Genomic DNA, 18,797 nt, shown 5'->3' on the forward strand with positions numbered 1-18,797 from the left:
ACCCGCGAGGGGGAGCTAATCCCATAAAGCCAGTCGTAGTCCGGATCGCAGTCTGCAACTCGACTGCGTGAAGTCGGAATCGCTAGTAATCGTGGATCAGAATGTCACGGTGAATACGTTCCCGGGTCTTGTACACACCGCCCGTCACACCATGGGAGCGGGTCTCGCCAGAAGTAGGTAGCCTAACCGCAAGGAGGGCGCTTACCACGGCGGGGTTCGTGACTGGGGTGAAGTCGTAACAAGGTAGCCGTATCGGAAGGTGCGGCTGGATCACCTCCTTTCTGGAAAACAGCATTCAAGATTGAACGCCCACACTTATCGGTTGTTGGAACAAGCCAAGGCTGAGCAGCAGGACCTGTTGCTCTGGTTGAGGAATGGGTCTGTAGCTCAGCTGGTTAGAGCACCGTCTTGATAAGGCGGGGGTCGTTGGTTCGAGCCCAACTAGACCCACCAAACTCTTTATTGGAAGCGCCAACACTCTGGTCGAGGAAGAAATCCTGGGGGATTAGCTCAGCTGGGAGAGCACCTGCTTTGCAAGCAGGGGGTCGTCGGTTCGATCCCGTCATCCTCCACCAACACTTATCAAGATAAAAAATCAACACCAAAGCAGTTTGGAGACAGACTGCTTTGTTGTTGACCCGGATTACCGGATCAATACGGCTGTTCTTTAAAAATTCATAGAGTCGAAATCAGCGTTGTTAGCGGAAAGCAGAAATTCGTAAAGGTTTTACTGCACCGTGCCGCTAGCAACAAATTTGATTGCGTCAAAACGAATAGACAATAACTTTGTTTAATTCAAGTAATGACGAATCGTTCTCAAAGCAGTGATCCAGAGATGGATTACAGCTAAGAAAATCATTCACATTACGGCATAACGCGTGAGGTGTGAGACCTCACAAAACAAGTCTGCGATCTGACAATTGGGTCATCTCGAAAGAGATGTCAAAGTTATAGGGTCAAGTGACTAAGAGCATATGGTGGATGCCTTGGCGATGATAGGCGACGAAAGACGTGATAGCCTGCGATAAGCTTCGGGGAGCTGGCAAATAAGCTTTGATCCGGAGGTCTCTGAATGGGGAAACCCACCCGCAAGGGTATCGCAACCTGAATACATAGGGTTGCGAGGCGAACCGAGTGAACTGAAACATCTAAGTAGCTCGAGGAAAAGACATCAACCGAGATTCCGATAGTAGTGGCGAGCGAATTCGGAAGAGCCTTGCAGTGATAGTCATTGGGTTAACAAAACGGCATGGAAAGGCCGACCATAGTGGGTGATAGTCCCGTATGTGAAAACCCAGTGGTGGTACTAGGCTGCAGATAAGTAGGGCGGGGCACGAGAAACCTTGTCTGAATATGGGGGACCATCCTCCAAGGCTAAATACTCATCATCGACCGATAGTGAACAAGTACCGTGAGGGAAAGGCGAAAAGAACCCCGGGAGGGGAGTGAAATAGATCCTGAAACCGTATGCTTACAAAAAGTCGGAGCCTCGTAAGGGGTGACGGCGTACCTTTTGTATAATGGGTCAGCGACTTACATTCAGTGGCAAGCTTAACCGAATAGGGGAGGCGTAGGGAAACCGAGTCCGAACAGGGCGTTTTTAGTCGCTGGGTGTAGACCCGAAACCAAGTGATCTATCCATGGCCAGGATGAAGGTGCCGTAACAGGTACTGGAGGTCCGAACCGACTAGTGTTGCAAAACTAGCGGATGAGCTGTGGATAGGGGTGAAAGGCTAAACAAACTTGGAAATAGCTGGTTCTCTCCGAAAACTATTTAGGTAGTGCCTCAAGTATTACCTGCGGGGTAGAGCACTGTTTTGGCTAGGGGTCATGGCGACTTACCAAACCAAGGCAAACTCCGAATACTGCAGAGTACAGCTTGGGAGACAGAGCACCGGGTGCTAACGTCCGGACTCAAGAGGGAAACAACCCAGACCGCCAGCTAAGGTCCCTAAAATTGGCTAAGTGGGAAACGAAGTGGGAAGGCTAAAACAGTCAGGATGTTGGCTTAGAAGCAGCCATCATTTAAAGAAAGCGTAATAGCTCACTGATCGAGTCGTCCTGCGCGGAAGATGTAACGGGCTAAGCCAGTTACCGAAGCTGCGGATGTGCAATTTATTGCACGTGGTAGGAGAGCGTTCTGTAAGCCTGTGAAGGTGTCTGGAGACGGATGCTGGAGGTATCAGAAGTGCGAATGCTGACATGAGTAGCGTTAAAGCGGGTGAAAAGCCCGCTCGCCGTAAGCGCAAGGTTTCCTACGCAACGTTCATCGGCGTAGGGTGAGTCGGCCCCTAAGGCGAGGCAGAGATGCGTAGCTGATGGGAAACAGGTCAATATTCCTGTACCGATCAATAGTGCGATGTGGGGACGGAGAAGGTTAGCTCAGCCAACTGTTGGATATGTTGGTTCAAGCCTGTAGTCGTGCCCGGTAGGCAAATCCGCCGGGCTTAGATGAGGGGTGATAACGAGTGTGCTTGCACATGAAGTGAGTGATACCCTGCTTCCAGGAAAAGCCACTAAGCTTCAGCTATTGACGACCGTACCGCAAACCGACACTGGTGCGCGAGATGAGTATTCTAAGGCGCTTGAGAGAACTCAGGAGAAGGAACTCGGCAAATTGATACCGTAACTTCGGGAGAAGGTATGCCCTAGTAGGTGAACTCGTACAGAGGGAGCTGAATGGGGTTGCAAAAAATCGGTGGCTGCGACTGTTTATTAAAAACACAGCACTCTGCAAACACGAAAGTGGACGTATAGGGTGTGACGCCTGCCCGGTGCTGGAAGATTAAATGATGGGGTGCAAGCTCTTGATTGAAGTCCCAGTAAACGGCGGCCGTAACTATAACGGTCCTAAGGTAGCGAAATTCCTTGTCGGGTAAGTTCCGACCTGCACGAATGGCGTAACGATGGCCACACTGTCTCCTCCTGAGACTCAGCGAAGTTGAAATGTTTGTGATGATGCAATCTCCCCGCGGAAAGACGGAAAGACCCCATGAACCTTTACTGTAGCTTTGTATTGGACTTTGAACAGATCTGTGTAGGATAGGTGGGAGGCTTTGAAGTGTGGTCGCTAGATCACATGGAGCCAACGTTGAAATACCACCCTGGTGTGTTTGAGGTTCTAACCTAGGTCCATTATCTGGACTGGGGACAGTGCATGGTAGGCAGTTTGACTGGGGCGGTCTCCTCCCAAAGTGTAACGGAGGAGTTCGAAGGTACGCTAGTTACGGTCGGACATCGTGACGATAGTGCAATGGCATAAGCGTGCTTAACTGCGAGACTGACAAGTCGAGCAGATGCGAAAGCAGGACATAGTGATCCGGTGGTTCTGTATGGAAGGGCCATCGCTCAACGGATAAAAGGTACTCTGGGGATAACAGGCTGATACCGCCCAAGAGTTCATATCGACGGCGGTGTTTGGCACCTCGATGTCGGCTCATCTCATCCTGGGGCTGTAGTCGGTCCCAAGGGTATGGCTGTTCGCCATTTAAAGAGGTACGTGAGCTGGGTTTAAAACGTCGTGAGACAGTTTGGTCCCTATCTTCCGTGGGCGCTGCAGATTTGAGGAAGCCTGCTCCTAGTACGAGAGGACCGGAGTGGACACACCTCTGGTGTACCTGTTGTCACGCCAGTGGCATCGCAGGGTAGCTATGTGTGGAAGAGATAACCGCTGAAAGCATCTAAGCGGGAAACTCGTTTCAAGATGAGATCTGCCGGGGCCTCGAGCCCCCTGAAGGGTCGTTGTAGACCACGACGTTGATAGGCTGGGTGTGGAAGAGCAGTAATGCTTTAAGCTAACCAGTACTAATTGCCCGTGCGGCTTGACCCTATAACTTTGATAAATTCAAAGACTTGTAGTTATGCCAAGTACGCAATCAAATTAAGTTCAGTGAAACAGTCTGGACACAACCTCAGCTGATTGAGACTCTATGAATTCGTTGTGCAGACCATAAGTCTGCATGACACCCAGTTATGCCTGATGACCATAGCAAGTTGGTACCACTCCTTCCCATCCCGAACAGGACAGTGAAACGACTTCGCGCCGATGATAGTGCGGGTTCCCGTGTGAAAGTAGGTCATCGTCAGGCTCTTACAGCCCAAACCGCCCCTAGCTCTGATGAGTTAGGGGCGTTTTGCTTTTAGGAAATCGAATGTGGGAAAGCGCCTTGCTCACGCTCCTCAAACCCCACACTCGCTCCCAATACCTGCGGCAAAACTCACTGATTGCCCAAGCCTCCCCGTTCAGGCTCCTTGCCGCAAGTCAGAGCGGACGAACTGGGATCAGCACTTTGAATCGCTCCGAGTTTGAACTGCCCCCAGAAGTTGGACAAACTTCAAGAGGTTTCATGAAGAAGTACAAAACGGAGTTCAAGCTGGAAGTGGTCCAAAGCTTCTTGGCAGGCGAAGGCGGCGCGAAGCTTTTGGCTCGGCGGTGGTCGGTTCCCGAGGAGAAGATCCGCACGTGGGCGAGCCACTACCACTTGCACGGCATGGACGGTTTGCGCCCCAAGCGCAGCGCGTACAGTGCGCAGTTCAAGTTGCAGGTGCTGGCTCATCAGGATCGAGAGCAGCTCTCCAGCCGTCAGGTCGCGGCGCTCTATGACATCCGCAATCCCAACCAGGTCGTAGTCTGGCGGCGTAATCTCAATCAAGGCCGTCTGCAGGCGCGCGAAATCGGGAAAGAAGAACAGCCCAAGATGAAACCAGAACGACGCTCTGCAACACCGCCGAGCACGGTCGTTGCCAATGCGGAGAAAACCCTGCGGGAAGAGAACGACCGCCTGCGCGCGGAGGTCGCGTACCTAAAAAAATTGCAGGCCTTGATCCGGTCGAAGAGGTCAGCTGCGCCGACAAAGCGCGTCTGATTGACGGGTTGAGGCATGACCATAAATTGGCGGACCTGTTGCAGGTGGCGGGCCTGGCGCGCAGCACGTTCTACTACCAATGCCAGGCGACCCAGCGCGCCGACCAGCAATGCGCCATGGAGGCCAGAATTCGCACTGCCTATGACGAGCACAAGGGCCGCTACGGATACCGGCGGATCACGGCAGCGCTGTGCAATTCAATGGCGGAGCCGGTCAACCACAAGTGCGTGCAGCGTCTGATGCAAAAAATGGGGCTGCGTGCGTTGATCCGGGCGAGGAAGCGTTCCTGGCGTGTCCCGGGCACCGGCGATGTGCACGTACCCAACGTTCTGCAGCGCGACTTCAGCGCAACCGCGCTGAATCAGAAGTGGGCGACCGATATCACCGAGTTCAATGTACGCGGCCACAAGCTCTACCTGTCGGCCCGTATGGACCTGTACAACGGCGAGATCGTCGCCTACCGCATGGCAAGGCGGCCGGTCTTCGAGATGGTTTCCAGCATGCTTGAGGCCGCGCTCTCGCGGACCAGTTGCGCCGCTGGCCTGATCGTGCATTCCGACCAAGGTTGGCACTACAAGATGCAGCCCTACCGAGCGATGCGTCGTGCGACGCGGAGTCAAGCAAAGCATGAGCCGCAAGGGCAACTGCTTCGACAACGCGGCGATTGAAAGCTTCTTCGGCACCCTGAAAGCCGAGTACTTCCATCTCGAAAGGCCCGACAGCATTGATACGCTCGAAGCGGACGTGCATGATTACGTCCACTACTACAACCACGAGCGCATCAAGCTCGGGCTGCAGGGGCTCAGTCCGGTGGAGTACCGATTGAGAAGCACCGCCTGATAGGCGGAATCGTGACCGTCCAACTTCTGGGGGGCAGTTCAAAACCGGGGCGATTCACTTCGCATGACTCATGCGTACCTAAGAACAAAAAGCGCGAAGTATTTTTACTTCGCGCTTTTTCTTTGGCTTTTGTTTGCTTCTGATTGGATCAGGCAGTTCTTGGCATGGGATGAATGGCGCGCTGAGAGGTTTCGTATCCGGTGAAATTGAACGCCATTGCTGGACGTTCGCCGCAGATCAGCTCGGCCATGGCTTTGCCGGAGCCTGCACCGTGGGTCCATCCCAGAGTACCGTGGCCGGAGTTGATCCAGAGGCCCTTGAGTTTAGTGCGACCGATCAGCGGAATGTTGGTCGGTGTGGCGGGGCGAAGGCCGGTCCAGTATTGTGGATTGCCACCTTCTTCAGGTGTTCGGGTGTCGCAGACGCCTGGCAGGATGGTTTCGATGCGGTGCGAGAGCATGTGGCAGCGGGCGCGGGCGACGGGGGAGTCCAGGTCGTGATCGAACCCGCCGAGCTCGATGGTGCCTGCGACGCGCAGCTGGTTCCCCAGACGGCTGATGGCGACTTTTTTGCCGTCGTCGATGGTCGAGACGAACGGTGCCTCATCCGGTTTGAGGATGTTGAAGGTCGCGCTGTAGCCCTTGCCGGGATAAATGGGCACGTTGATGCCGACGGTGCGCAGCATCGGGGCGGTGTAGCTGCCGCAGGCCACGACGACGGCGTCGCCTTTCAGTTCAAAGGCGCTTGGGCCGCCGTTAGCTGATGTGCGGGCGCGGACATGGACCGACTTGACGGCATCGTCGACCTTGTTCAGGCGTACGATGTCGTGGTTGTAGAGGAACTGCGCGCCGCGTTCGGCGCACAGTTGGGCGAGTTTCTGGGTGAACACCCGCGCGTCGCCGCTTTCGTCTGAACTAGTGAAGGTGCCGCCGGTGATGTGTTCACCGTAGGCCTTGAACGCGGGCTCGATCTTGAAAAGCTCTTCCTTGCTGACCAGACGGCGCTGCACGCCATAGCGGCGCATGACTTCCACGGCATCACCAGCGGCATCGAAGGATTTCTGGTCGGTGTAGAAGTGGGCGATGCCTCGCTCGAGCCGTTCGAACTCAAAATTCGTCTTGCTGATCACGTCCTTGAGCGCCGAGTGGCTGTACGCGCCGAGCGCGACGATCTGCTGAACGTTGCGCTCGAAGGCCGTGTCATTGCATTGACCGAGGAACTTGAGCAGCCAGCCCCACTGGTGCGGGTCCATCTGCGGGCGCAGCAGCAGCGGTGCTTCCTTGTCGAACAGCCACTTGATGGCCTTCAGTGGCGCTTCCCGGTTGGCCCAGGGCTCGCAGTAGCTCACCGAAATCTGCGCACCGTTGGCGAAACTGGTCTCCAGCGCCGCGCCGGGCTGGCGATCGACAACGACGACTTCATGGCCGCGTTCAAGCAAGTGCCACGCAGTGGAGATGCCGATGATGCCGGCGCCGAGGACGATGGTTTTCATGAACGCGAGTGTGCAAGCTCTTGCGCACAAATAAAAGTGAAATTAAAGTTATTCGAAAAACATCAGTTTTTCTAATAATTCAATTCACCAAAGCGAATGAACACTTACGATCCTGCCGCGTTGGAATGCCTTGCCGCGATTGTTGAAGAGGGTGGCTTCGAGCGCGCCGCGCAGCGGCTGAACGTCACGCAGTCCGCTGTGTCACAGCGCTTGCGGGCACTGGAGGCGCAGGTCGGGTCGGTACTGATCGTGCGCAGCAGGCCGCTACGGCCCACCCATGCGGGGCAATTGCTGCTCAAGCACACGAAGCAGATGCGCCTTTTGAGGGCGGATCTCGAACGTGATCTGCAGGACCTGGCCCCGCGCTCACCAGGTGGAGCACGGGACGAGGAGCGCATTTCGATTGCGATCAACGCGGACAGCATCGCCACCTGGGCGCTGGATGCGCTTACGCCTCTCGCGCGGCGCAATCTGCCCATCGAGATCATCACCGATGATCAGGATTTCACGCAAGAATGGCTGCGCTCGGGGCAGGTGCTGGGCTGCGTCACCACGCTCAAGCAGCCGCTGCGTGGCTGCCGGGTGTTGCCGCTCGGGGCGATGGAATATGTGGCGGTCGCCTCGCCGGAATTTGCCAAAAGCCAGTTGCCCGATGGCCTGAGCGCCCACAATTTCCGTGACGTGACCTTCATCTGCTTCAATCGCAAGGACGACATGCAGGCCGAGTTCGTGGCGCGGCGCTTCGGGCTCAAGCGGGTGTCGCTGGCCAGCATTTTCGTGCCGAGTTCCGAAGGCCAGGTCCGCGCTGTCGCCGCAGGCTGGGGCGTGACGGTGGTGCCCGAGCTGATGGCCGCCCCGCTGATAGCCAAGGGCTTGCTTGTGGATCTGGCACCGGGGTTCAAGCTGCAGATTCAGCTCTACTGGCACTCTTGGAATCTCGAGTCTGAAGTACTGAACGCGCTGGCAGAGGCGCTGACGCACGCGGCGGGACAGTCGCTGGTGGCCTAGTGGAAGGCGGGAACGCCAGCCTCGAAGGAGGATTTCCATCAGCGGTGCTCATTGCCACTGCACCTCAAAATCCTCCTTCAGCCGGTGGCCGCGCCGGTCTTTCTCCATCAACAAATGCTGCCCATCGTATTTACTTTCTTCGAGGCGGATGCTCCGGTGCAAACGCAGCGTGGGATGAACCGAAGTACCTGCCACCACCTCACCCCATTGCACCGCGTGCGCGGGATTGTTGACGGTGGAATTGGAGTGCAGCAGGACGCGGCCATTGCGCTCCACCAGAATCATGTTGCCGCCAGTGCCATAGACACCGAGCAGCGGAGCATCGGCCGCAACGATGCGTGCGATGCCGGTAACCCCCAGCTGCGCCCGGGTCTTCATCAGTCCCAACAAGATGGAGCCGTGGATTTTCGTGCGCTCCATGTCCTGCCGGATCTGTGTCTGACGGGCGGTGAGGCATGTCGCCAGACGCTCCGCCTGCGCGGCTGGAAACCGGGAGGGCTGCAGATACAACGTGTCGCCTCGGTCGGGACCGTATTTCTTGCTGCCTCCGCTAGTGTCCAGCTTGAGTCCGAGGTGGTAGATCGCCGGCTGGCCCCGGAGCAGGTAAGAGTCTAGATTCTTGTAATACAGCTCGTACTGCAGCGCATCAAGCGTGATGCCGCGAAACTGGTAGCGTATATCGACCCGCGAGCTGCCGCCTTCGTTCAATTCAAAGGGACGGGCATCGACGATGAATTCGCCGTCGGGACAACGGATGCGGGTGACAGGCTGGAACGCATCGGCCATGGCCACAGCTCCTGGCAGGGTCAGACTCAGCAGAACAGGCAACAGTTGCTTCATGGGGGTCCACGGCAGAGAAAGGGGTGCAGAGCCGACCACTCTGCGCTTCCGTCCCATATTAGCCGCTGTGTCTGCCGGGAAGAAGGGCTGCGCAAGAACGGAAAAAGGGCCGCATCCTGCAGCCCCTTGTGCTTCTATCGATCAGCGGATCAGCATCACCGGCACGCTGCACTGGGCCAGCACCTTGGTGCTGACCGAGCCCATTACCAATTTGTTCAGGGCGCTCACGCCGTGCGTGCCCATGATGATCAGGTCGTACTTACCGGTTTCGGCGATCTTGGCGATGGTGTCTCCGGCCGATCCGACTTTGGACAGCGAGTCCACTTTCATCCCGTGCTTCTTCAGAAACCTCATCACCGGGTTGAGGACTTTGTCGCACTCCTCAGTGTAATACTGGTCCACCATAGTCTTGCCAAGTGCCTTGCGCGCGCGCGGAGGGACTTCAGGGCAGACGGTGAGTGCGGTGTACTCCACCGACTCACTCATGGTGGCTTCGTGTGTCACCAAATAGGCGAGCATCTTTTTTGTGTAAGGGCTTCCGTCAACTGCGAGCAAGATCTTCATCAACAATCTCCATGTGAGTGAGTGATCCCAGATTACGTGTCGTTGAAATTCAGGGGCTTGACTTGAGTCAACTTGGCGGCCGGTTGATAGATCTCAATGCATTTGCGACGGCGCGCTGTGGCATGTCAGATATCGACACAGCGGTGAGGCTGAAACGTCTCCTGCTCCCCCTTGACCGCATATCCGAGCGGATTGGCCAATACGCGGCACTTTCCTGAGCTGCCATCGGCTCGTGGTCCAGTGACAATGTAGTCGCTAGGCGCATGCAGATGGCCGTGAATCCACAGATCGGCGTAGGGCAAAAGGTAATCCAGCGCGTTGCAGAAGCCCGCGGTGCCGGGCACCAATCCATAGCGCGGATCGGCGCTGAGCAGACTGGGCGCAAAGTGGGTGATGACCACTGTGCGGTCAGCTTCGCTGGGAGTCATGAGCGCATGAGTGAGCCATTCTTGGCAGACCAGCGACTGTTCGCGCACCTGTTCGGCCAGATAGGGCTCGCCGCCCCGGGTTCCGCCCGTCTTGCGCAGGTAGAAGTTGGCAGCGCGAAACGCCTTCTCCCGTTTTTGCAGGTAGCGCGCGGGATGGGATTTGACGTCGTCTTGCGCGAGCGCGTCGAAGTCGCTCCACAGCGTGGTGCCGACAAAGCGCACGCCGTTCATCTCCAGCGATTTTCGCTCCAGCCAGATCAGGCCAAGCCTCTCGCAACTGCGCTTGAGTCGTTCGTGGGCGTCGTCGAAGTCGAGGCCGTCATATTCATGATTGCCGGGCACGAAGATCACTGGCGTGGGCCAATGTGCAAACTGCGGCAGCGGAGAAAAGCGCTCGAGTCCGAAATATTCACTCGTCAGCCGGGAGCCCTGCTGGTAAGAGCCCACATCGCCGGCCAGCACCAGCACGTCGGCCCCTGGCGCGGGACTGGGTTGGAACTGTGGATGGGTTTCGAGATGCAAGTCGGACAGGAACTGAAGCCGCATGTGAAACTGGTATTACTAATGAGGGAAAATGACAATAGTGTGGCAACCTCGTGTCCCCACACGTTATTTCAATCATTGTGTGCCGATTGCCTTGTCAAACATAAAACATATTTCATTGACTGATGCTGGGCCGCGCAGTGGGCGTGCTCGACGGCTCGATGGATCGGACAGTCTCTGGAAAGGGACTTTGCTGATGGGCGTGGCGTCCGCCCTACCGGTATCTGCCTGGCTGCCGAGCCACTGGGGCTGGGAAAATGGCCCGCTCGAAAGCACTCAAGTGGTCATTCTGCTGGCCGGTTGCCTGGCCGCAGTCTGGGCCGCCTTGCGCCAATCGGGACGGGCAGCCCGCTCGGTCTGGTGGATGGCCGCCGTGATCTGGCTTATCCTCGCGGGCCGTGAGTTGGCTTGGGGTGCCGCTTTTCTGCCGCCCGTGGCTTTCGACGATCACGGACCGGTGATCAGCTCGCGGGTTCTCTGGTACCGTCCCGCAGTTCCTTGGGTGTGCCTGTCGTTGGTGTTGGTTAGCTTGACCAATATGTGGCGCAGCAAGGCGTTCAGTCGCGTGGTTCTGGTGCTTCAGCGAGAACACGCTTGGCCGTGGTTCCGACTGACGGTGCTGGTGGTGTGCGCGGTGCTGTCAGCGGTGGCGGAAGGTCACGGCAAGATCCATCTGCCATTTCTGGATCACACGGCGCTGATCGTTTCGGAGGAATTGTTCGAGACGTGGGGCTACCTCGCGCTCTGGCTCGCGCAGTGGCAGGTGATTCGTCATATGGACGGCTGGGCCCGTCGCTTGTATTGAGCCCGAACGCTCAACCGATCACACCAGCGCGTGAGCCGCCCGCTGAAAGGCTCCCAGCAACCAAGCCGTGGCCGCCAGATGCCGACTGCGGCGCAGCCACAGCGCATCCACATGCACGGCCGTCACATCAAGTGGCAAGGGTTGCTGTTGCAACTGATCGGCAATGCCGGTCAGCGGAACGAAATGTTTTGGCAGCACGGTCACCATATCGGAGTGAGCAACCACTCTTGCGGCGGTAGCATATTGATTAACGGTCAGTGCAATGCGCCGCTGCTTGCCCAGCAACGCGAGCGCCTCGTCGATGAAGCCCCAGGCCTGCCCCGAAAAACTCACCAGCAGATGGCGGGCATTACAGTAATCGTCCAAAGACAACGGGCCGTTCGCGAGTGTGTGGCCTTTTCGCATCACCGCCACATACTGGCCGTCGTAGAGGCGGCGGGTTTCGTACTCGGGAAGTCCGCCGGACTGGGCCTCGGCCGTCAGATCGGCGAGCACCGCCGGAAAATAGCCCACGGCCAGATCTGCTGAAGCCTCGTTGAGCAGATGGCGTGGGTCGCGGTTGATCAGCGGCACCACGCGCAGCGCCAACCCGGGGGCCTCGCGTTCGACGATTTCGACCAAGGACGGGATCAACGTGGCGGCGGTCGAGTCGGCCATTGCCAATACAAGCGGGGATGTCGCCGTTGCAGGATCGAAACTGTCGGGGACGAGGGACTCTTGAAGCATCTCCAGCGACTGCCGTACCACCGGCCAGATGGCCAACGCGCGCGGAGTGGGCTCGACGCCGTGGCCCTTGCGCACCAATAACTCGTCATCCAACAGTTCTCGCAGGCGGCGCAAAGCGTTGCTGACGGCTGGTTGGGTGATCGACAGATTGGCGGCCGCGCGCGTGAGGTTGCGTTCTGCCATCACCTCGTCAAACACGCGCAGTAGATTCAGGTCGAGGGAGCGGAAGTTGAATGGAGGAGTCACAGCTGCAATCATCACTCATGTGAATGACTGAGATTCAAAATATAAAGTGGAAATTAACTAGGGTTAACCCTATGATATGGGTTCTGCAGGGGAAATCATCTCGAAACAGCCCGGCAGACACCAAAGGTTCACATCATGACAAGCTATGTACGTACAGACGCTCACGCCACCCAGGCGGGTTTGGAGCGCGTGCAGCGCGCGGCTGAAAACCTGGGCACTTTCCGCGCACACAACAACGGTACGTCTGTTGCGCCCTCTCCGTTGCTGGATCTGTTCCTGCTGTTGGGGGGCTCTACTTACCGCGTGGTGAATGCCTTCAATCGCGCCCGCACCAACTGGCTGGAAGCCCGTCGCCGTGCCAAGGAAGAAGAGCATCACTACAACAGCGCGCTGCGTGACGCGCGCCGCATCGCCGATCTGAGCCGCGCGATGAACGGTCTGGCTGTGGAAAACGTTCGCCGTTACGACTGAGCTGAGCGATCATTGTCCAAAGTGGTGGCAACGCCACACACAGCATAAAAAGCACTTCAACGTATTGAAGTGCTTTTTGTTTTTTTGGGGCCCGATGGTGTTCCTCGATTGTGCAAAATCGCCCTAGAGGGTGATTTCCCATGTCGTTGACAACCGTTGTCGGGGATGTCTAATCGATATCCGTTGAGCCGTAGCAAAAAAATAGGAGTCCAGCGAACACGGGACTCCTATTCATTGGGCATCCGGGGTGCTCGGCAGAGACACTCCGGATGACTTCGCTCGATCAGACGGCCAGACGCTTTTCCAGCTCTGCCTTGATCTCCAGCATTTCCTTGGGCAGCTTGTAGGCCAGCTTGTCGAAGTGCTCGGTGTGCAGTTTCATCTCTTCGGCCCATGCGGCCTTGTCGATGTTGGTCACGCTGTCGAACTGCGCAGGAGTGAACTCGATACCGGTCCAGGTGATCTCTTCGTAGGTCGGAGCCACGCCGAAGGCGGTTTGTTGGCCAGCGGCCTTGCCGTCGATGCGGTCGAGCATCCACTTCAGAACGCGCATGTTCTCGCCGTAGCCTGGCCAGACGAACTTGCCGTCGGCGTTCTTGCGGAACCAGTTGGTCGTGAAGATCTTGGGCAGGGCGGTCTGGCCGATCTGCTCGATCTTGGAGCCCATGTCCAGCCAGTGCTGGAAGTACTCGGCCATGTTGTAGCCCATGAACGGCAGCATCGCGAACGGGTCACGGCGCACCACGCCTTGCGCGCCGAAGGCGGCGGCGGTGGTTTCGGAGCCCATGGTCGCGGCCATGTAGACGCCTTCCTTCCAGTCACGCGCTTCGGTGACCAGCGGCACGGTGGTGGAGCGGCGGCCACCGAAGATGATGGCGTCGATCTTCACCCCCTTAGGGTCGTCCCAGGCTTCGTCGAGCGCCGGGTTGTTGGTGGCGGCCACGGTGAAGCGGGCGTTGGGGTGCGCAGCCTTGGCACCGGTTTCCTTGGCGATCTGTGGCGTCCAGTCCTTGCCTTGCCAGTCGATCAGGTGATCGGGCAGCTTGCCTTCATGGTCCTTTTCGATGCCTTCCCACCACACATCGCCGTCATCGGTCAGCGCGACGTTCGTGAAGATCACGTTCTTGTCGAGGCTGGCCATGCAGTTCGGGTTGGTGTGATAGTTCGTGCCCGGAGCCACGCCGAAGTAACCGGCTTCTGGGTTGATCGCGCGCAGCGAGCCATCGGCTTGGGGCTTGATCCAGGCGATGTCGTCACCGATGGTCGTGACCTTCCAGCCGCCGAAGGCTGCGGGTGGCACCAGCATCGAGAAGTTGGTCTTGCCGCAGGCGCTTGGGAAAGCGGCTGCCACGTGCGATTTCTTGCCTTCGGGGTTGGTCACGCCGAGGATGAGCATGTGCTCGGCCAGCCAGCCTTGTTCCAGACCCATGACGGAGGCCATGCGCAGCGCCAGGCACTTCTTGCCCAAGAGCGCGTTGCCGCCGTAGCCCGAGCCGTAGGACCAGATTTCACGGGTCTCAGGGTAGTGAACGATGTACTTGGTTTTGTTGCAAGGCCACGAAGTCGTGTCCTTCTCACCGGCCTTCAGAGGCGCGCCGATGGTGTGCACGCAGGGAACGAAGTCGCCGTCGGTGCCGATCACGTCGTACACGGCCTTGCCCATGCGCGTCATGATCTTCATGTTCACAGCCACGTAGGCGCTGTCGGAGAGTTCCACGCCGACGTGAGCGATGGGCGAGCCGAGCGGGCCCATCGAGAACGGCACCACGTACATCGTGCGGCCTTCCATGCAGCCGTCGAACAGCGGGTTCAGCGTCGCGCGCATCTCCGCGGGAGCCATCCAGTTGTTGGTCGGGCCCGCGTCTTCCTTCTTGGCCGAGCAAATGTAGGTGCGGTCTTCCACACGCGCCACGTCAGATGGATCGGACCATGCGAGGTAGCTGCCGGGGCGCTTGGAGGGGTTGAGCTTCTTGAAGGTGCCGGCATCAACGAGCTGCTGGCACAGGGCTTCGTACTCTTCCTGGGAACCGTCGCACCAGTGGATCTTGGCGGGCTTGCACAGAGCAGCCATCTCGGCGACCCAGGCGATCAGCTTGGCATTCTTGACATATGCGGGCGCCTGAATGGTCAGGCCTTGCATCGTGGGTGCGTTCATCTCAAAGCTTCCTAATGTTGAAAAACAGTCTTTTCAAAGGAAGCGGCGGCGCAAGGTGAGCGGCGGGCTGAGGCGTCAATCCAAGGCGCATGTCCCACTGTCGTCATTCCTGCTGAGCGTTGCCTTTGAAAAAACGGCTTCTCGCTGCGTCGGCTGGCACAGGAAGGAGCGCAGGAGGGAAACCGGCCTCACTGAACAACAACCATGCGCGAGTCGACTGGGATGACGATTTTATGAAGCCCACGCCGATTTGTCTGTCAGCAGGGATTGAAATCTATGCAAACGACGCATGAGGTTATGCATATGATTTCGGATTTTTCAAATTTGATAGCAATCATCGGCAGTGCGCTAACGAAAAAGCCCCGCTCAGCGGGGCTTCTGTCGAAACGGAGGTGACCTGCGTCAGGCCATGCTCACCGCGATGAACGCCAGCAGGAACATCATCAGCGCGCCCACCACCGGTAACACCACCGGGATGATCGGCACCACGGTCTCGGTGACATCGGTGGCGTGCGCGGCTTCGACGTCGGCGGCGTTGGGGGCCAGGTGGGAGTGATCGTGGGCCATGTGGGTGTCTCCTCGTGCGTTCAGTTCTGCGAAATGACGGTGATGGATGAAGGGCGGGCTGCAGGCCCACCTTGCTATGCCTGAAGTTTAAGCGAATGCCGGAATTCCGGACGGCGGGGTTTATCCCGTGCTCACATGAGATCGGCTTCCATGCCCGCCGCGCGCAACTGCGCGATCACCTGCTGCACATGTTCTTTGCCGCGCGTTTGCAGCACCAGCTCGATCTCCACGTTCTGTGCGGCCAGCAGCGTGAAGGCGCGTTGATGGTGGACTTCGTCGATGTTCGCTCCCGCTGCCGCCACGGTGGCGGTGATCTGCGCGAGCACGCCGGGCACGTCACGGGCGCTGACCTTGACGCGGGCGAGTCGCCCCGAGCGCACCATGCCGCGCTCGATGATGGCGGCCAGCAGCAGTGGGTCGATGTTGCCGCCGCTCAGCACGAGGCCGACTTTCTTGCCCCGAAACCGCTCGGGATAGCGCACCAGCGCCGCCAGACCGGCCGCACCGGCACCTTCGACCAGCGTCTTCTCGATCTCGAGCAGCATCAGCACGGCCTGTTCGATGTCGCCCTCCTGCACCAGCACGAGGTCATCGACCAGCTGCGCGATGATCTCCTGCGTGATCTTGCCGGGGCTGGATACGGCGATGCCCTCGGCGATGGTCGAGGTGCCCTGCTCGTGGTGCGTGCCCTTGATCGCATTCACCATCGAGGGGAAGCGCGCGGTCTGCACGCCGATCAGCTCGATGCTCGGTTGGAGCGCTTTAGCTGCCGTAGCGATGCCCGCGAGCAGGCCGCCGCCGCCGATGGCGATGACCAGCGTGTCCAGATCAGGCTGCTCGGCCAGCATCTCGAGCGCCACTGTGCCCTGACCGGCGGCGATCTGCTCGTCGTCATAGGGGTGCACGAAGGTCAGTCCGCGCTCATCGGCCAGTTGGTAGGCGTGGGCGCGTGACTCTTCAAGCGTGTCGCCATGCAGCAGCACCTCGGCGCCAAAGCCGCGCGTGCGCTCGACCTTCACACCGGGCGTGAAGCGCGGCATGACGATCACGGCCTTCATGCCCAGACGCTGCGCGTGATAGGCCACGCCCTGCGCGTGGTTGCCTGCGCTCATCGCGATCACGCCGCGTGCGCGCTCCTCATCGGAGAGCTGGGCCAGCTTGTTGCACGCGCCGCGTTCTTTGAATGATGCGGTGAACTGCAGGTTCTCGAATTTGAGAAACACCTGAGCACCGACGATCTGCGACAGCGTCTTGGATTCGACGCAGGGGGTGTCCAGGACCTGGCCTTGTAGGCGGGTGGCGGCAGCTTGGATGTCTTGGAGTTGGAGCATGAGGTGCATTGTGGCGCAGGTGGGCTGGATGGCGTCTTTTATGCGAAAGGGGTAAAGCGGTGGCTCACTGCGGCAGCGCGCGCTCCAGAATCGCGTCCACATCGAGCCCGCGCGCATCGATGGCGCCCACCACACCGTTGATGCCCGTGGGGCTGGCAAGGCGCGTGGCGATGAAGGCGTCGGCCATGAAGGCCGGGGCGTGGCGCTTGAGCAGGCAGGCCTGGGCGATCAGAACCAGCCGCTGCACCAGCAGGCGCGCAATGCCTTCGAGTTGCTCGGGCGGAGCGGTGAAGAGGGCGTGCAGCTCGCGCAGGGCCTTGGCAATGCGTGGCTCGTCGAGCGCGGCGTTGGTGAAGTCGGCGTAGAGCTGCTCCAGCGCGTCTCGCTCGCGCGAAAGCGCGCGCAGCACGTCGAGGCACATCACATTGCCTGAGCCTTCCCAGATCGAATTGACGGGCGCCTCGCGGAACAGGCGCGCGACGAGGCTCTCGTTCACATAGCCGTTGCCGCCGAATACTTCCATGGCCTCGCCGGTCAGCTCCACGCTGCGCTTGCAGACCCAGAATTTCGCGGCCGGCGTCATCACGCGCTTCCATGCGCGGGCGAGCGGGTTGTCGTTGCCTGCATCGTCGTCCTCATAGGCTTGCGCCAATCGCATGGACAGCGCCAGCGCGGCCTCGCTTTCAATGGCGAGATCGGCGAGCACCGCGCGCATCAGCGGCTGCTCCGCCAGATGCTTGCCGAAGGCAGAGCGCCTGCGCGTGTACGCGAGCGCCTGCACCAGCGCCGAGCGCAGCATGGCCGCACTGCCGAGCACACAGTTCAGCCGCGTATAGGTCGCCATCTCGATGATGGTGGGGATGCCACGTCCCTCCTCGCCGATCAGCGTGCCGATGGCGTCGACGAACTCGACCTCGCTGCTCGAGTTGCTGCGGTTGCCGACCTTGTCCTTGAGGCGCTGCACTTGCACGCCATTGCGCACGCCGTCGTCCCGCCAGCGCGGAACGAAGAAGCAGCCGAGCGGGCCGTCCTCCTGCCCCAGTCGCGCGACGACCAGATGCGCGTCGCTCATCGGCGCGGAGTAGAACCATTTGTGGCCGTTGATGCGGTACGCGCCGCCGCGCCCGCCCGCATCCAGTGGCACAGCCAGCGTGGCGTTGGCGCGCACGTCGGAGCCGCCTTGTTTCTCGGTCATGCCCATGCCAATCCAGATGCTGGTCTTCTCGGCGATGGGCATGTCGCGCGCATCGTAGGCGTGACTCAGAAGCTTGCTGCCCAGCATGGCCCAGAGTGCGGGCTCGCGTGCCATCAGCGGAATGCAGGCCTGCGTCATCGTCGCAGGGCAGAGCGTGCCCTGCTCGATCTGCCCATGCAGATAAAAGCCTGCGGCCCACGCTGTCCAGCGGCCCTTCTGCGCGGTGTTTTCGAATGGCAGCGACACCAGCCCGCGCTCGCGGTACATACCCAGCAACGCGTGCCACGCGGGGTGAAACTCCACTTTGTTGATGCGGTGCCCGCGCATGTCGAAACTTTGCAACTCGGGCGTGTGGCGATTGGCCAGCTCGGCAAGTTCGAAGGTTTGCGCGTGGCCCAGCTGCTGTGCGTAGACCTTGAGCATGGGCTCTGCCCAGTCGGCACCGGCATGGGTGAGCGATTCCTTGAGTGCAGGATCGGTTGCGAGCAGGTTGTAGCCGGTCCAGTCGGGGAACTGGTTGGAGACTTCGGTGCGTGCGTTTGTCGTGGACATGGCGGGCCTCGTCACTGCTGGAAAAGCAGTGTAGTTCGATGCAAGCTGCGGAGGTATCCGTATTAGCTCCCTCTCCCGCTTGCGGGAGAGGTTTGGGGTGAGGGTGACAGCAACGTGCAATACCAGCGTGGCGCGGGTTTGGAGGCCGTTGCCCCCTCATCCCTGCCCT

At 59.0% G+C, this 18,797-nt stretch carries 12 protein-coding genes, 2 tRNA genes, 3 rRNA genes and 1 pseudogene (1 of these 18 cut by a window edge); 9 read left to right on the forward strand and 9 right to left on the reverse strand.

The annotated features are described in order from the left end of the window. The 6 genes and pseudogenes from G7047_RS23900 to G7047_RS23925 form a co-directional block, all read left to right on the forward strand. Window positions 1–281: ribosomal RNA gene (locus G7047_RS23900) — 16S ribosomal RNA — on the forward strand (it extends 1,254 nt beyond the left edge of the window). 95 nt (window positions 282–376) lie between these two features. Next, window positions 377–453, forward strand: a tRNA-Ile gene (locus G7047_RS23905). A gap of 46 nt (window positions 454–499) precedes the next feature. Then, window positions 500–575: transfer RNA gene (locus tag G7047_RS23910), tRNA-Ala, on the forward strand. 379 nt (window positions 576–954) lie between these two features. After that, a 23S ribosomal RNA gene (locus tag G7047_RS23915) occupies window positions 955–3,829 on the forward strand. Window positions 3,830–3,975: 146 nt separating this feature from the next. Beyond that, window positions 3,976–4,088 (forward strand): 5S ribosomal RNA (gene rrf, locus G7047_RS23920). The 16S, 23S and 5S rRNA genes sit together here with 2 tRNA genes alongside, the layout of an rRNA operon. A 258-nt stretch (window positions 4,089–4,346) precedes the next feature. Next, window positions 4,347–5,705: pseudogene (locus tag G7047_RS23925) on the forward strand (IS3 family transposase). A gap of 148 nt (window positions 5,706–5,853) precedes the next feature. Here the strand turns inward: G7047_RS23925 and G7047_RS23930 are convergent. After that, entirely contained in the window at window positions 5,854–7,197 is a 1,344-nt protein-coding gene (locus G7047_RS23930; RefSeq protein ID WP_166310687.1) for a D-amino acid dehydrogenase, read from the reverse strand. A gap of 96 nt (window positions 7,198–7,293) precedes the next feature. Here G7047_RS23930 and G7047_RS23935 point away from each other — a divergent pair, with 96 nt between their 5' ends. Then, on the forward strand, window positions 7,294–8,205 hold the full coding sequence (locus tag G7047_RS23935) for a LysR family transcriptional regulator ArgP (protein ID WP_166310689.1): 912 nt from the start codon (window positions 7,294–7,296) through the stop codon (window positions 8,203–8,205). A gap of 48 nt (window positions 8,206–8,253) precedes the next feature. Here the strand turns inward: G7047_RS23935 and G7047_RS23940 are convergent, their stop codons facing one another. From G7047_RS23940 to G7047_RS23950, 3 genes are all read right to left on the reverse strand, one after another. Next, a complete protein-coding gene (locus G7047_RS23940; RefSeq protein ID WP_166310691.1) occupies window positions 8,254–8,991 on the reverse strand; it encodes a hypothetical protein in 738 nt (245 codons plus the stop codon). Window positions 8,992–9,186: 195 nt separating this feature from the next. Then, window positions 9,187–9,609 carry a universal stress protein gene (locus G7047_RS23945; RefSeq protein ID WP_166310693.1) on the reverse strand — a complete coding sequence of 141 codons (423 nt, stop codon included), beginning with the start codon at window positions 9,607–9,609 and terminating at the stop codon, window positions 9,187–9,189. Window positions 9,610–9,734: 125 nt separating this feature from the next. Next, a complete protein-coding gene (locus G7047_RS23950; protein ID WP_166310695.1) occupies window positions 9,735–10,583 on the reverse strand; it encodes a metallophosphoesterase in 849 nt (282 codons plus the stop codon). A 193-nt stretch (window positions 10,584–10,776) separates the two neighbouring features. On the opposite strand from G7047_RS23950, the gene G7047_RS23955 reads away from it, so the two are divergent. Continuing rightward, window positions 10,777–11,385, forward strand: coding sequence for a hypothetical protein (locus G7047_RS23955; protein ID WP_166310697.1), 609 nt, complete (start codon window positions 10,777–10,779; stop codon window positions 11,383–11,385). An 18-nt stretch (window positions 11,386–11,403) separates the two neighbouring features. On the opposite strand, the gene G7047_RS23960 is transcribed toward G7047_RS23955, so the two are convergent. Further along, window positions 11,404–12,357 carry a LysR family transcriptional regulator gene (locus G7047_RS23960; protein WP_256376789.1) on the reverse strand — a complete coding sequence of 318 codons (954 nt, stop codon included), beginning with the start codon at window positions 12,355–12,357 and terminating at the stop codon, window positions 11,404–11,406. Window positions 12,358–12,492: 135 nt separating this feature from the next. Between G7047_RS23960 and G7047_RS23965 the strand changes: the two genes are divergently transcribed. Next, window positions 12,493–12,828, forward strand: coding sequence for a hypothetical protein (locus tag G7047_RS23965; RefSeq protein WP_166310701.1), 336 nt, complete (start codon window positions 12,493–12,495; stop codon window positions 12,826–12,828). A 283-nt stretch (window positions 12,829–13,111) separates the two neighbouring features. Here G7047_RS23965 and G7047_RS23970 read toward each other — a convergent pair whose 3' ends face one another. The 4 genes from G7047_RS23970 to G7047_RS23985 all read right to left on the reverse strand — a co-directional run bounded on the left by G7047_RS23970 (window position 13,112) and on the right by G7047_RS23985 (window position 18,628). After that, on the reverse strand, window positions 13,112–14,983 hold the full coding sequence (locus G7047_RS23970; RefSeq protein ID WP_166310703.1) for a phosphoenolpyruvate carboxykinase (GTP): 1,872 nt from the start codon (window positions 14,981–14,983) through the stop codon (window positions 13,112–13,114). 402 nt (window positions 14,984–15,385) lie between these two features. Continuing rightward, on the reverse strand, window positions 15,386–15,550 hold the full coding sequence (locus G7047_RS23975) for a hypothetical protein (protein ID WP_166299506.1): 165 nt from the start codon (window positions 15,548–15,550) through the stop codon (window positions 15,386–15,388). Between the two features lie 131 nt (window positions 15,551–15,681). Then, window positions 15,682–16,881: a threonine ammonia-lyase gene (locus G7047_RS23980; protein ID WP_166310705.1), complete on the reverse strand. Its 1,200-nt coding sequence runs from the start codon at window positions 16,879–16,881 to the stop codon at window positions 15,682–15,684. A 64-nt stretch (window positions 16,882–16,945) separates the two neighbouring features. Further along, window positions 16,946–18,628, reverse strand: coding sequence for an acyl-CoA dehydrogenase family protein (locus tag G7047_RS23985; RefSeq protein WP_166310707.1), 1,683 nt, complete (start codon window positions 18,626–18,628; stop codon window positions 16,946–16,948). Between the last annotated feature and the right edge of the window lie 169 nt (window positions 18,629–18,797).

It is taken from the genome of Diaphorobacter sp. HDW4A (genome assembly GCF_011305995.1).
Classification (GTDB): domain Bacteria; phylum Pseudomonadota; class Gammaproteobacteria; order Burkholderiales; family Burkholderiaceae_C; genus Diaphorobacter_A.

Bases quoted from the DNA above. Each gene is read 5' to 3' on its own strand.
- G7047_RS23985 (WP_166310707.1), bottom strand. From the start codon at position 18,628: ATGTCCACGACAAACGCACGCACCGAAGTCTCCAACCAGTTCCCCGAC.
- G7047_RS23965 (WP_166310701.1), top strand. From the start codon at position 12,493: ATGACAAGCTATGTACGTACAGACGCTCACGCCACCCAGGCGGGTTTG.
- G7047_RS23975 (WP_166299506.1), bottom strand. From the start codon at position 15,550: ATGGCCCACGATCACTCCCACCTGGCCCCCAACGCCGCCGACGTCGAA.
- G7047_RS23940 (WP_166310691.1), bottom strand. From the start codon at position 8,991: ATGGCCGATGCGTTCCAGCCTGTCACCCGCATCCGTTGTCCCGACGGC.
- G7047_RS23970 (WP_166310703.1), bottom strand. From the start codon at position 14,983: ATGAACGCACCCACGATGCAAGGCCTGACCATTCAGGCGCCCGCATAT.
- G7047_RS23945 (WP_166310693.1), bottom strand. From the start codon at position 9,609: ATGAAGATCTTGCTCGCAGTTGACGGAAGCCCTTACACAAAAAAGATG.
- G7047_RS23980 (WP_166310705.1), bottom strand. From the start codon at position 16,881: ATGCTCCAACTCCAAGACATCCAAGCTGCCGCCACCCGCCTACAAGGC.
- G7047_RS23950 (WP_166310695.1), bottom strand. From the start codon at position 10,583: ATGCGGCTTCAGTTCCTGTCCGACTTGCATCTCGAAACCCATCCACAG.
- G7047_RS23930 (WP_166310687.1), bottom strand. From the start codon at position 7,197: ATGAAAACCATCGTCCTCGGCGCCGGCATCATCGGCATCTCCACTGCG.
- G7047_RS23935 (WP_166310689.1), top strand. From the start codon at position 7,294: ATGAACACTTACGATCCTGCCGCGTTGGAATGCCTTGCCGCGATTGTT.
- G7047_RS23955 (WP_166310697.1), top strand. From the start codon at position 10,777: ATGGGCGTGGCGTCCGCCCTACCGGTATCTGCCTGGCTGCCGAGCCAC.